The 13,425-nt window shown below is 62.3% G+C and carries 9 protein-coding genes; 4 read left to right on the top strand and 5 right to left on the bottom strand.

Annotation, left to right across the window (positions count from 1 at the left end):
* Positions 1-92: 92 nt before the first annotated feature.
* A complete protein-coding gene (tldD, locus tag OUZ52_RS00615) occupies positions 93-1,532 on the bottom strand; it encodes a metalloprotease TldD (RefSeq protein ID WP_266156377.1) in 1,440 nt (479 codons plus the stop codon).
* A gap of 250 nt (positions 1,533-1,782) precedes the next feature.
* On the opposite strand from tldD, the gene OUZ52_RS00620 reads away from it, so the two are divergent.
* The gene (locus tag OUZ52_RS00620) at positions 1,783-2,997 is read left to right on the top strand and encodes a sterol desaturase family protein (RefSeq protein WP_266156378.1); all 1,215 of its coding nucleotides are present in this window, start codon (positions 1,783-1,785) and stop codon (positions 2,995-2,997) included.
* On the opposite strand, the gene OUZ52_RS00625 is transcribed toward OUZ52_RS00620, so the two are convergent.
* Together OUZ52_RS00625 and rng are read right to left on the bottom strand one after the other, a co-directional pair.
* The gene (locus OUZ52_RS00625; RefSeq protein WP_266156379.1) at positions 2,994-6,965 is read right to left on the bottom strand and encodes a YhdP family protein; all 3,972 of its coding nucleotides are present in this window, start codon (positions 6,963-6,965) and stop codon (positions 2,994-2,996) included. The genes OUZ52_RS00620 and OUZ52_RS00625 overlap by 4 nt on opposite strands.
* Before the next feature lie 24 nt (positions 6,966-6,989).
* Complete coding sequence (gene rng / locus OUZ52_RS00630) at positions 6,990-8,516, bottom strand: ribonuclease G (protein ID WP_266156380.1); 1,527 nt, start codon at positions 8,514-8,516, stop codon at positions 6,990-6,992.
* A gap of 154 nt (positions 8,517-8,670) precedes the next feature.
* Between rng and OUZ52_RS00635 the strand changes: the two genes are divergently transcribed.
* The 3 genes from OUZ52_RS00635 to OUZ52_RS00645 are packed head-to-tail and all read left to right on the top strand — an operon-like array spanning position 8,671 to position 11,251.
* Complete coding sequence (locus tag OUZ52_RS00635; protein WP_266156381.1) at positions 8,671-9,336, top strand: response regulator transcription factor; 666 nt, start codon at positions 8,671-8,673, stop codon at positions 9,334-9,336.
* Positions 9,333-10,742, top strand: a complete 1,410-nt coding sequence (locus OUZ52_RS00640; protein ID WP_266156382.1) for a sensor histidine kinase — start codon at positions 9,333-9,335, stop codon at positions 10,740-10,742. The genes OUZ52_RS00635 and OUZ52_RS00640 overlap by 4 nt, the downstream gene beginning before the upstream one ends.
* Positions 10,739-11,251 carry a mismatch-specific DNA-glycosylase gene (locus OUZ52_RS00645; RefSeq protein ID WP_266156383.1) on the top strand — a complete coding sequence of 171 codons (513 nt, stop codon included), beginning with the start codon at positions 10,739-10,741 and terminating at the stop codon, positions 11,249-11,251. The genes OUZ52_RS00640 and OUZ52_RS00645 overlap by 4 nt, the downstream gene beginning before the upstream one ends.
* Positions 11,252-11,315: 64 nt before the next feature.
* Here OUZ52_RS00645 and OUZ52_RS00650 read toward each other — a convergent pair whose 3' ends face one another.
* Positions 11,316-12,605, bottom strand: coding sequence for a cytochrome c (locus tag OUZ52_RS00650; protein WP_266156384.1), 1,290 nt, complete (start codon positions 12,603-12,605; stop codon positions 11,316-11,318).
* The gene (locus OUZ52_RS00655; RefSeq protein WP_425493748.1) at positions 12,602-13,372 is read right to left on the bottom strand and encodes a c-type cytochrome; all 771 of its coding nucleotides are present in this window, start codon (positions 13,370-13,372) and stop codon (positions 12,602-12,604) included. The genes OUZ52_RS00650 and OUZ52_RS00655 overlap by 4 nt, the downstream gene beginning before the upstream one ends.
* Between the last annotated feature and the right edge of the window lie 53 nt (positions 13,373-13,425).

A 13,425-nucleotide genomic window follows, 5' to 3' on the forward strand; every position in this document is an offset into this window, starting at 1 on the left:
GAACCCGGTTCATGCGTATTCGCTTTCGCGTCGCTCGTTACCGATAGGGCCGTGACGCCTTATCGAGGCGTCACGCTTTATACGGCATCCGCTCAGGATGCCGTGCCGCCCACCGTCATCGCATCGATGCGCAGCGTCGGCTGACCTACGCCTACCGGCACGCTTTGACCATCCTTGCCGCACACGCCCACACCTTCATCCAGCGCCAGGTCGTTGCCGATCATCGAAACGCGGTTGAGCACTTCAGGGCCACTGCCGATCAGCGTGGCGCCTTTCACCGGGCGGGTGATCTTGCCGTCTTCGATCAAATAAGCCTCGGAAGCGGAGAACACGAACTTGCCATTGGTGATATCCACCTGGCCGCCGCCGAAATTCGGCGCGTACAGGCCACGCTTGACCGAGCGGATGATTTCCTGCGGATCGTGCTGACCGGCCAGCATGTAAGTGTTCGTCATGCGCGGCATCGGCAATTGCGCAAACGACTCGCGGCGGCCGTTGCCGGTCGGCGCCATACCCATCAGGCGCGCATTGAGCTTGTCTTGCATATAGCCCTTGAGAATGCCGTCTTCGATCAGGGTGGTGCACTCGGTCGGCGTGCCCTCGTCGTCGACGCTAAGCGAACCGCGCCGGCCGGCCAAGGTGCCGTCATCGACCACGGTCACCCCCGGCGCCGCCACGCGCTGACCGATGCGCCCGGCAAAAGCAGAGCTGCCCTTGCGGTTGAAATCGCCCTCCAAACCGTGACCGATCGCCTCGTGCAGCAACACCCCCGGCCAACCCGGGCCCAGCACCACCGTCATGCTGCCCGCCGGAGCATCGACGGCTTCGAGATTTACCAGCGCCTGGCGCACGGCTTCATCGGCAAAAGCCAGCCCACGGCCGTTTTCGATCAATTCGCGATAGCCGTAACGGCCACCGCCACCGGCATGCCCTTGCTCGCGGCGCCCGTCATGCTCGGCAATCACCTGCACGTTCAAGCGCACTAGGGGCCGTACGTCGGCAGCCAAGGTGCCGTCCGAACCGGCAATCAACACCGTATCCATGACCGCCGCAAGGCTGACGACGACCTGCTTGACGCGCGGATCGCGCGAGCGCGCGTAAGCGTCCACCTCACGCAGCAAGGCGATTTTGTCGGGGTTCGGCAAACTCTCGATCGGGTCGATCGCAGGATAAAGCGCCCGTACGCCATTCAGAGCCAGCGGCTTGCCGGCACCGTGACCGTCATGGGCGATCGCCCGGGCCGCCTTGGCGGCGTCGAGCAGCTGCGGCAGTACGATTTCGTCGGAATAGGCGAAACCGGTTTTCTCGCCACTGATCGCGCGTACGCCGACGCCCTGCTCGATGGAGTGGCTACCGTCTTTGACGATGCCCTCTTCCAAGGTCCAGGATTCGCTGCGCGAATGCTGAAAATACAGGTCGGCCGCATCAATGGATGGCCCCATCAACTGAGTGAATACGCGGTCGAGGTCGGTAGCGGCAAGGCCGCCGGGAGCCAGTAGCCGGCGTTCGGCCTGCGCGATCAAGGAATCCATGATGTCTTCGCCATGAGCATTACGTGTGGACTTTCGGAGTTGGGGGCGCATCCTGCGGCTTTAAAGCATAGCCTGACAAGCAAGCGATGCCCTGATCCATCAGGCACAGGTATCAGCCCATTGCTTAAATCTGCACAGACTGGGGCCGTCGCGGTCTATGCCGAACAGATGAGGGCATCCCTGGATGTCGAGCCCATGGCGAACCGCTACCATGCGCCACCTGCCTGGCATTCTCACGTGAAGGACCACCATGAGCGACTTTTCCAAGCGAGAGCTGGCCCGCAAGGTCATCGACCGCACCATCAAAGCCCCGATCGAAGAGACCAACGAGCTGCTGCACCGGGATGGTGAGCTAAAACCCGGCCTGGGCAAGATCAGCAGCGTGCTGGCGCTTTCGTTGGGCTTTTTGTGCCTGCTTGGGGTGCTGGCTTTCCATTTTCCGCAGTATTTGACCACCCCGGATCTGCGTCACCGCTATTCGGTCGACGTGCTACGCCAGTTGCTGCTGGTGGCCTTGTTGGTGGCTGGCGGCATGTCGCTGGGCAACTTGATTCTCGGCCGCATGCGCAATCTCAACGTCATTGCCTTCGGCCTGGTGATGATGGCGACCGCAGTGGGCGGCTCCCGTGTCCCGGTCGGCAATTTCCCCGAACGCACCCCGTATATCGGGCTCGACTGGTTCATTCTGGACCTGCTCGGATCGACCCTGATGTTCGTAGTGATCGAAAAGCTGTTCCCGCTGTACAAGGGGCAAGCGGTCTTTCGCAAAGAGTGGCAGACCGATCTGAAGCACTTCGCAGTGAACCATTTCATCGTCGGCCTGGCGCTGCTGGTGGTGAACTTCTTGCTGCACCATTTGTTTGGCTGGCTGGTGCGCAGCGATTTTCAGCAGTTCGTGCAGCATATTTATTTCGTGCCGCAATTGCTGCTGTGTGTGCTGGTGGCCGACCTAGCGCAATACTGGACACACCGCGCGTACCACGAGGTGCCCTTTCTATGGCGCTTCCACGCGGTACATCACAGCGTAAAGACGATGGACTGGCTCGCCGGTTCGCGCCAGCACATGCTGGAGCTCATCGTGACCCGCGTCTGCGTGTTGGCACCGCTGTATATCCTCGGCTTCAGCGAGGCGGTGATGAATGCCTACATCATCGTGGTCGGCTTCCAGGCGGTGTTCAACCACGCCAATGTGCACCTGCCGTGGGGGCCGCTGAAGTACGTGCTGGTCACACCCAACTTCCATCATTGGCATCATGCCTCTGACGATGAAGCCATCGACAAGAATTACGCCGCGCACTACGCCTTTCTCGACTATTTGTTCGGCACCGCGGTGAAGTCGAAAAACAAGTTTCCCGAGAAATACGGCGTGGTCGGCGATTACATGCCGGATGGCTTCATCAAGCAGCAGATGTTTCCGTTTCGCGGCAGCACCAGTTCGACCACCGAACCTCCAGTGCAGGTTTAACGCCCGACGCTGGAGGCCGCTGCGGGTGCTGCAGGCACCGGCACAGCCGGCGCGGGCAAGCCCATAGGAAGCGTCAGGCTGCTAGCCGCAGTCGCTGGCGCCACCGATGGCAGCGGCGGCGCAGGCCCGCCACTTCGCTCGATCAAGGTCATCACTGGCTTATCCCAGGTGCCGGTGATGCGATAGCGCGCCCCCGCGGCATGGCTCAAGCCGCGGCCCAACAGCCCCTGGACGACAAAACCCGCCGCCGCACCGATCGGCCCACCCACGACCGCACCGACGATGGGCAGGCTGTTGCCGACGTGCGGCAACACATGCACTTCCTGGTCATAGTCTTTGGCGCGCAGCCCGGTGCGGCCCTTGATGCTGATCTCTGCCGCCGGGCCATGGATTTCCAAATTACTGGTCGTCGCGTTGCCATGAGCAAGTTGAAAATCGCCGGCGATCGAGTCAAACGCCAGCCCCTTGCCGAACACGTCACCGAAATCCAGGGTAAGCCGGCGCGGCAACTCCACAATCGAGACCAGCCCGAATAGACGGCCGACCCCGCCCGGAGCTACCTCAGGAATACGGCCGTCCGTAACATTCACGCTGAGCTTGCCATCCATGTTCGCCATGTCCATCGCCGACGGCGCGCCGGGCCAGGTGGCGTCAATTTGTGCGCGGGTCTTGCCGCCGCTGAACAAACCTTCGAAACCGAAGGCGCTCAGCATCTGGCCTAGATTTTCCGCGGTGAAATCGATGCGCAGATGCGTGCGGCTGTCGCTGGGCGTGCCATTCCAGTCGCCAGCGGCATTGACCTGCACGCTGGAGGACAGCGCACGGACCTGATCGATATGCATGCCATGATCGGTCGGCCACGTTTCCAGACGCGCCTCGCCCAGCTTTGCATCACCGAAACGCAAGTCACCGATCCACAAATGAAACGGCGGCAGGGCAGACGGATTGACGCCGGTGTTCTCAGGATGTGCCGGCGGCGCAGGTGGAGCTGCTGTTACTGGCTCGCCGGCCTCCGCCGCCGCGTCGCCTTGCTTGGTCGACGAAGCCGGGCGACCTTTCGCGGCGACATCCTTAGGCCAATACAGGTGCTGCAGGCGCGCCGTGACACCGCGCCTGCGCAGATCGGCCGACGGCACATTGAAACGCCCGGCGACCGCTTCACTGTCGACATCCACCGTGAGCGCATCGGTATCAGGTACCGCCTGACTGCGCATATTGGGAAAGTCGTGCCCAAACAATTCGGCCTTGTCGGCCGTGATATCCAGGCTATCCAGACTCGGTGCTTCACCACCACTGCCGCCGGCGATGTACTGCACCCATCCGCTGACATCCAGGTGGGCGGCATGGCCTCGAAAGCGCATGCCTTTGTCGGGCAAGCTGTCGGGCATGCGGCTACCTACTGCGATGGTCGCCGCCACCGGCTTGCCCGGTCCTGCCGGCAAGCGAAAGCGCGCCCGTGATACTTGCCCTAAGGCCACTTGCAGATCGCCGCCACTGACCGGCAAGCCCAGCGTGAGGTGTAAAGGCAAGGCGCCCGCTTCAGATTTTTTTATCGGCACCGGCAGACTCAGCGTGCTGCCGACCAGCGACGAATCGATAGTCAGCGTTTGCGCAGTGTCGTTGATGCCGACTGGGTGCGTGATATCGAAGCCGATGACAAAATCGCTACGTCCGCCGGTCACCTGATTCATCCAGGCGAGCTCCGAATAGCCCTGGATCAGTTCGCTGATGCTATAGCGACCGCTGAGCTGGGCTGACAACGACGTATCGGGACGCCCCGTGGCGCCGGCAATCGCCAGATTCAGTTTGGACGGCTGACCGCGAAAGCGGGCATCCAGCGCATCGGCACGGAAACCGTGACCATCGAAACTCGCCGGGCCGGTAATTTTTTCCAGCTTCAACCCCCACTCCGGTGCATTGAGGTCCATGTCGGTGAGCTGGGTGTTACCGGTCAAACTGAAGTCTTTGGCGGCCTTCAGCGGCAGCATCAGATGAAAATCAAAACTGCCCGTGCCACTGAGATTCAATTTAGATAGCGTATCGGCCTGGCGATTGCCGATGGGGCTTTTGCGCACCAGCTCCATCAGGCTGGCACCGGTGCCGGAGCCACTTACATTGAGGTCCAGCAGGCCGTTGGCAAAATCCGGAATCAAGGCGACCGCGCGATCGACTTTATTGCCCAGGGTCTGCCCGCTGCTGGTCTCCACCAGCATGCCGTTATTGACGAAGCTGGCCACCGCGGTAATACCCTCCGCACGCGGCCAATCTTTGCCGTAGTCTAGGCTGAGATTGCTGATTTCGGCATGCGCTTCGAAGCGGCCCTCATTGTTGCGGAAAGGCCAATCGCGCAAATCGCCGCGCACCAGAACAGAACCGCTGTCGATGCTGCCGCTGACCAGGGCGCGATCGAGCCAATCGATCGATGCCTGCGACATCGAGTCGATCGGCCAGAACAACTTGGCGGCTTCCACATCGGTGTGATTCAGTGCGGCGTAAAGATCCATGAAGGGGCGCCCGCCCGCATCGGGCAGCGCCACCTCGCCGCGTGCCTGGCCGCTGTAAGTGCCGCCATCGAAATCCAACGCGTCGAGACCGATATGCCAGGCATCGTCTTCATGCCAAAACGCGGCCTGGCTTGCCAGCTTGGACAACACAAACGGCTTGCGAAAAGTATGTGGAAAACTCAGCGTGGCGGCTTGCGCTGGCAATTCCAAGGCGAATGATTCGGCGTCTCCGCGCAATTGCCCGTGCAAGCTATTTACACCAGGCAGCTTGCCGGCGGGATCAATGCCGATGTCGTTAAACCCCGCCTCGATATATTCCAGGCCGTTGGGCTGACTCCAGCGCACCGCGGCATGGGTCAAGCTGCCATGCGGCTTGCCGGCACCCAACCACTGCGCCAGCTGCGGCGACATATGGGGCTTGAGCGCCAGCCACGGCAGCAGCGGGGCGATTTGTAAGTTTTGCGCCGCCACATCGGCGCGTGCCTGCTCGGTGCCGGATTTCGATAACACCGCCACCAGCGCACTGCCATCATCCCCGGCCCAACGAAACTCCGAGCCGGCATCGACAAAGCGCAGCTCGGCAAGACCGTGCAAGCCCGATACCAGGGCCTTGCCGCCATCGGGGCTGGTCATCGCCAGATTATTCAGATCGAAGCGGGTCAGGTTGCGCACCACCTTGGCCTGACGCCAATCCAGCCAGCTGGCGATCGCGCCACGCCCACTTTCGGCCGTATAGCCGCCCAAATCGACACCGGCCAGCAAGCCGTGCAGATCCACGTCGCTACCGGCCAGCCATAAGCGTCCGTCGGCGCCATCCTCACGAAAGCTGCCGGCGCCGTGCAACACCCCGACCGCTCCTTCCCGCCGCAAGATCGCGCCCACGCGAATTCGGCCGGCTTGGCGGCTCAAGCGCAGTTGATCGGCAATCAGCGTGTAGTGCTTATCGACGCGACCATCGGTGATATCCAGACGCACATCGTTCAGCCACAAACCTACCGACAGGCCGCGAAAGGACACTTGCTGGCGGTCGGAGCCACTGGCCATGCCGATGCCATTGATATGCCAGGTACCGTCGGCATCGCGCGCCAGATCCAGCTGCAAGCCGCGCGCGTAGAGATTCAACAAATGCCGCGAGGGCAATAGCCAACCGCCGAAATCGAGCTTGAGCTCGGTCTCGGGAATATGTAACGGACTACCGCCACCGGCACCGGCGGCAATAGTCATGTCGCGCAAGGTGAATGACGGCCCCGAACCCTGCCAGCGCCCATCCATCGAGGCAAAGGTCACCGGCCGCTGCAGCTGTTTACTGAGTTGGGCGGCGACCCATTGCGGATGATCGGCCAACAGCGGCAGCAGCAGTTGCGTCAAGGCCATCAGCACGGCAAGACTGATGACGGAAATACCCGCCACCCAGCCCAGTGCGCGGGCTGCACGATGCAGCCATCGCTGCCAGGAAGTCTTCACTGGCAGCTCGCGCCACACTGCGCGTCATAGAAGTACGACATCAAACTGTTCCTGCGAGTAATGCTCTTCGGCTTGGAATCGTATGCTTTTGGAGATGAACTCTTCCAATTCAGCGACAGCGGTGGACTCTTCTTCGAGGATGCGATTGACCACCTTCGGGCTGGCCATGACCAGCAATTTCTGAGCATTGAACTGGCGTACCGCCCGGGTGATTTCACGAAAAATTTCGTAGGTCACCGTTTCGGCGGTTTTCAACGCACCGCGCCCGCTACAGGCCGGACACGGTTCGCACAGCTGCCGTTCCAGGCTCTCGATGGTGCGCTTGCGGGTCATCTCGACCAGCCCCAGCGCCGACATCGGATAGACCGTGGTCTTGGCATGATCGTTCGCCAACCCTTTTTCGAGCATGCGCAGCACCTGCCGCTTGTGCTCTTCATCGGTCATGTCGATGAAGTCGATGATGATGATGCCGCCCAGATTACGTAGCCGCAGTTGCCGTGCCGCCGACTGCGCCGCTTCCAGGTTGGTACGGTAAACGGTCTCTTCCAGATTGCGTGTACCGAGGTAGCCACCGGTGTTGACGTCGATGGTAGTCATCGCCTCGGTCTGGTCGACGATCAGGTAGCCGCCCGACTTGAGCGGCACCTCTTTTTTCAGCGCGCGCTGAATCTCGTCCTCGACCCCATACAAGTCGAAAATCGGCCGCTCGCCGGCATAATGCTCAATGCGATCGTCCAGGTTCGGCATGAATTTGTGCACGAACTTGGCGACCTTTTCGTAGGTTTCACGCGAGTCGACGCGGACCTTTTCGATGTCGTCGGTCAGCATGTCGCGCAGGCTGCGCAATGGCAGCGACAGCTCCTCGTAAACGCGCTCGCCGATCTTCGCCTTGGCGATGTTTTCCTGCACTACACGCCATACCTTGCCCAGGTAGGTGACATCGAAGGCCAACGACTCCGCCGACTGGCCTTCGGCGTTGGTACGCACGATATAACCCAGCGGCACCTCGCCGATAAGCGAGCCCAGCACCTCTTTCAGTCGCTGCCGCTCAGCCTCGTCTTCGATGCGGGTGGAAATGCCCAGGGTCTTGGCGTGCGGCAACAGCACCAGGTAGCGCGAGGGAATCGACAAATGGGTGGACAGGCGGGCGCCCTTGGTGCCGATCGGATCTTTCACCACCTGCACCACGATCTCCTGCCCCTCGTGGACCAGTTCGCTGATCGATGGCACATGGCCGTTGCCGGCATGACCATTGCCGGCGTGGCCGTTGCCCTGGGCCGGGACGGCGGCAGTGTCAGCCCCCTCGACCGTCTGCGAGGATGGCGGCCGCAAAATGTCAGAGGCATGCAAAAACGCCGCCCGCTCCAGGCCGATCTCGACAAATACCGCCTGCATGCCGGGCATCACCCGCTGCACCCGGCCCTTGTAGACGTTGCCGACATAGCCGCGCTTGGAGGCCCGCTCGACGTGGACCTCTTGCAACATGCCGTTCTCTACGACGCCTACGCGGGTCTCACGCGGCGTTACATTGATCAAGATCTCTTCGCTCACCAAACTCTCCCACCGGGGCATCTTTATAGCGGTTGCATAGTTGAACTGTCGATGCGAGTTTTTGAACCCAAGCGACAGCTCAGCCTGGCCCGGTAAACTGGGTGGCTTAGGCTGGCCGGGCAGCGCTGGCTGGGCAACGGAGGAGCGCTAGATCGTGAAACTGCTACTGGTAGAAGACTCCGAACGCTTGCGCAATACCTTGCGGCAAGGCCTGCAAGGCGAAGGCTTTACCGTCGACACCGCCCAGGATGGGATGGAGGCACGCGGTTTCCTGTCCAGCTACGGCTATGACCTGGTGGTGCTGGACCTGATGCTGCCCAAGCTGGACGGTATCGGCGTGTTGCGCAGCATGCCCACCGGTGGCCAGCGGCCACGCGTGCTGGTGTTGTCGGCCCGGGACCAGGTCGCCGACCGAATCAATGCGCTCAATGCCGGCGCCGACGACTACATGGTCAAGCCGTTTTCGTTCGATGAGCTGCTGGCCCGGCTGCGGGCCCTGGCGCGGCGACCGCAACAGACTCAGCCGGCCGTGCTCAGCCATGGTGCGCTGGCCTGGGACCCATTGGCACACTACGCCAGCGTCGACGGCCATCCGTTGCCCCTGACTCCGCGCGAATTCGCCGTACTCGGCCTATTGCTGCGTCATCGTGGACGGGCCTTTAGCCGTACCGAAATACTCGAGCGCACCGCCGGCAGCGACAGCGACGTCTCCGACCGCAGTGTCGAAGTGCTGGTCTTCGGTTTGCGCCGCAAACTGGATGCCGCCGGCCTGCAGGGCCTGATCGAAACCCGGCGTGGCGCGGGTTACCTGATCCCGTGAAACCGGCATCACTCTCTTCACGTATTACTTTGCTGCTGGTCATCACCAGCCTGGTGATCCTGGGTGGCGGCGCGATGTTGATGGACTGGCGCATCGACCATGAGATGGATGAGCGCTTCCAGCAAAATCTGCTGACGCAGGCGCAAACCCTTATCGCCATGATCGAGCTGGAGCAGGATGCTCTCAGCAGCGGCCGGGTGCTGCCGCCGCAGGCAGGCATCCTCGGCGGCGAGGGCCACGCCTATTACGAGCTGCGCTGCGCCGGCATCCCGCCGCTGCGCAGCAGCCCCGCGCTGCCGGTATTGCCGGCCAACTGGCCCGAGGCCGCCGGCGCCAAACCCCGCTACGGCAGGTTGCACGCACATCACGCCCACCTGAGCACGGTGATGCTTACCGTGCAGCCGCCGCAGAACAATAACGGAAACCAGGCTGCCCCACCCCGGCACGACTGCCGGCTGCTGTTCGCGCAAGACCGGCGCCCCCTCGACCAGATCCTGCTGGCGCTGGACTGGATTCTCGCCCTGAGCCCGGCCCTGGCGCTAGGCATCGCCCTGATCGCGGTACCGTTTATCGTGCGGCGCGGCCTGCGCCCGATGAAAGCCTTGGTCGAGCGAATGAGCGATATCGGCCCCCAGGCCCCCAGCCAGCGGCTGGCCCCCAGCGGGCTGCGCGAACTCGACCCCCTGGTCAGCCGCTTCAACGACGTGTTGGCACGCATGGATGAAGGCCTCGCTCGCGAACGCCAGTTTGCCAGCGGGCTAGCCCATGAGACGCGCACCCGGCTGGCTGAATTACGTGCCCTGGCCGAAATTGAGTCGCGCTATCCCAGCGGACGCAGCCTGCCCGAGGTACTCGCCGAAGTCGGCAGCATCAGTGCCGAGCTGGAAGCCACCGTTACCGCGCTGCTGTTGCTGACACGCCTGCAAGGCGGCCTGGAGCAGCCGCACCCGCAACTGTTGATATTGGCGCCCTGGCTAGAGCGCCAAGCGCAGCGCTACGCCAGTCAGGCTAGTGAGCGCGGGGTCGAGCTCCAGCTGCATATCGATCAGGCGGGTAATTTGCACACCGACCCGGCGCTGTTCGAAGTCGTTATCGGCAACTTGCTCGGTAATGCCTGTGCCTATGCGGCCACCGGCGACACGGTGCAGGTGCGCGTCGAGCCGTCGGCCATCAGCATCGACAATGCCGCACCTAATCTGCATGACAGCGACCTGCCCAGCCTCGGCCAGCGTTTCTGGCGCAAGCAACCGCAACATGCCGGCCATGCCGGCCTGGGCCTGGCCCTGGCACAAGCCGCCGCCGCCGCCCTGGGCATGCAATTAAGCCATCGACTCGATGACGGGCAGCGGCTGCATGTGCGGCTGTCATGGGCTGCTGCGCATACCCCACCGGCTCGAGCGGGATGAGCATCGCGCCAACAGGGCATCGCGAACACGTGCTGCCCGATCTGCTGAGCGCAGGATTGAGATGCGTCTTCTGCGGCACCGCGGCAGGTCGCCGCTCGGCCAGCGCAGGGGCCTACTACGCGCATCCCGGCAATATGTTTTGGCGCGCATTGCACGCCGCAAAACTCACCCCGCGCTTGCTTGCCCCCGAAGAATTTCCGCTATTGTCGCAGTACGGCATGGGCCTGACCGACTTGGCCAAAAGGCATGTCGGCAATGACAACGAGTTGCCCGGCGATGCCTTCGATGTCGCCGCCCTGATCGCCAAGATCGAGCGTTACCAGCCACGCGTGCTCGCGTTTACCAGCAAGGCGGCGGCGCGTATTGCGCTTGGACGTCCAGCCGTCTATGGGTTGCAAAGCGAACGCATCGGCGAAACCAAGGTATTCGTGCTGCCATCACCGTCGGGTCAAGCGCGTGGGCATTGGGATCTAACTCCGTGGCGGGCGCTGGCGGAGCTGGATACGTAGGCGAATATTGGGGGCGCCGAATGTTGGGATTCGCTTGTGCTCACCCCAACCCGCGGCACTCGGCTTAGTCGACGGGAGTGTGGCGGTATTTGCTGACGTCGTCCGCGCGTAGCGGCGCGGCTTTGTTCGACCAGGCCTGACGGATATAGCTGACCACAGAAGCCACCTCGTTATCGCTTAGCGACTGGGCAAAGGGCGGCATCGAATACGGCCGCGAATTACCGGCGGTGACCGGCGGAAAGCCGCCCAGCAACACGACCCGGATCGCATTGATACCGGTAGGCTCATTCACCGACGAATTGCCATCGAGCGGCGGATAAACGCCTGCGATGCCCTTGCCGTCCTTGCCATGGCAACCGGCGCATTGCTGCGCATACACCTTGGTGCCTTGATTGACCAGCGACTTGGTATCAAAGGGTAGCTCTGGCGCAGGTGCCGGCGCTCGCGCCGGCAGCGATTGCAGATAAGTCGCGATCGCACGCAGATCGTCTTCATCCATGTGCTGGGTGCTGCGCGCCACGACGTCGGCCATCGGCCCGAAGGCAGTACCCTTGTTCGACTGACCGGTTTTCAGCAGGTTGACGATGTCTTGTTCGCTCCAGCCTTCAAGACCGCCATTGGCCTGCGTGCTCAGGTCGGGCGCATACCAGTTCTGCACAGGGATCTGCCCACCGGAGAGGCTTTGGTCACTGCGCATACCGCCCAGAGCATCGCGGGTGATATGGCATTCGTTGCAGTGGCCTAGACCCTGTACCAGGTAGGCGCCACGGTTCCATGCCGCCGATTTGGTCGAGTCTGGCTGGTACACGCCCTCCTTGAAATACAAGGCACGCCACGCATTGAGACTGCTGCGCACGTTGTAGGGAAACTTGAGCCCGAGCGGCCCAGTGGCCTGCTGCACTGGCGGCAATGATTGCAGATAGGCGTAGATCGCCAAGGCATCGTCTTGGCTGACCTTGGTGTACGAGGTATACGAGAACGCCGGATACAACAGTTCGCCGTGGCGTCCTTTGCCCGAATGCAGCGCTTGCCAGAAATCCTCAAAGCTCCAGTCACCCAGGCCGGTCTTGGCATCCGGGGTAAGGTTGGGTGCGGGGATATCGCCAAACGGTGTCGCCGTCACCCGACCACCGGCAAATCGGGCACCGCCTTGCGCGGTATGGCAAGCCACACAATCGCCGACCAAGGCGAGATACTCGCCCTTGGCGATCAGTGCGGGATCTTTCAGCGTAGCGGCGTCAATCCGGCTCGCTTGGCGCGACACCGGTGCGCTGCCACTACGCAGCATCAACCAAGCCGCCAACAGCAGGGCAACCACGAACAGCAACAGCAGTAATCGACGCAGGGTCTTCATGCGCCGTCTCCCGTCGCACCGAGCACACCGCAAGGCAGTGGCGGAGTAATCGAACCGGCGGGTTGCGCATGCAGATCCGACGGCAACTCATGACTGGCCAGCCACGCGGATACCGCGCTGATATCCGAGTCGCTCAAGCGGTTCGCTACCAGCGCCATGCAATCAGGCGCCACGGTGGCGCGGGTCTTGGTGCGCCAGGAGCCCAGCTGTGAGCTGAGGTAGTCATACGGCAGGCCGACCAAGCCCGGGATGTTGGGCTGCACCCCGGTGAGTTGCGTGCCGTGGCAGCTGACGCAGGCAGGAATCTGACGTGCCGCATCACCCTTTAAAGCCAAGCTTTCGCCGCGCTGCAATGTCTCGGCGGAAATTCGCGGCACCGGCGAGCGACTGTACGGCACCTGCTGTTGTGCGAAGTATGTGGCGATCTCTTGCATGTATTGCGGACTAAGGTGGCGGACCGTGTATTCCATCGGCCCGTATTTGCGCAAACCATCCTGGAAGTCCTTGAGCTGCCGTGCCAGGTAACCCTCGGGCTTGCCCGCCAGCCGCGGGAAAAAGCCGCTCTGCGGTGAGCCTTCACCATGCGCGCCATGGCAGGCTGCGCAGGAGGCGACCCGTTGCTGAATGGTATCGGGCACCGCCGACGCGGCCTGATCCTCGGCGGCATGGACGGTACTCAGCGCCAATAGCAGCGCAACCATCGCTATGTGAAAAAGGCACCGCAGCGCGGTGGACCTGGCCTGACTCAGCTTGGCGTTGGTATCCATGCCCGGATTATAGGCAGCCGCCCCTGATCCGAAGGCCCGAGATGCGATTAAGC

It is taken from the genome of Dyella silvatica (assembly GCF_026283955.1).
GTDB lineage: Bacteria > Pseudomonadota > Gammaproteobacteria > Xanthomonadales > Rhodanobacteraceae > Dyella_C > Dyella_C silvatica.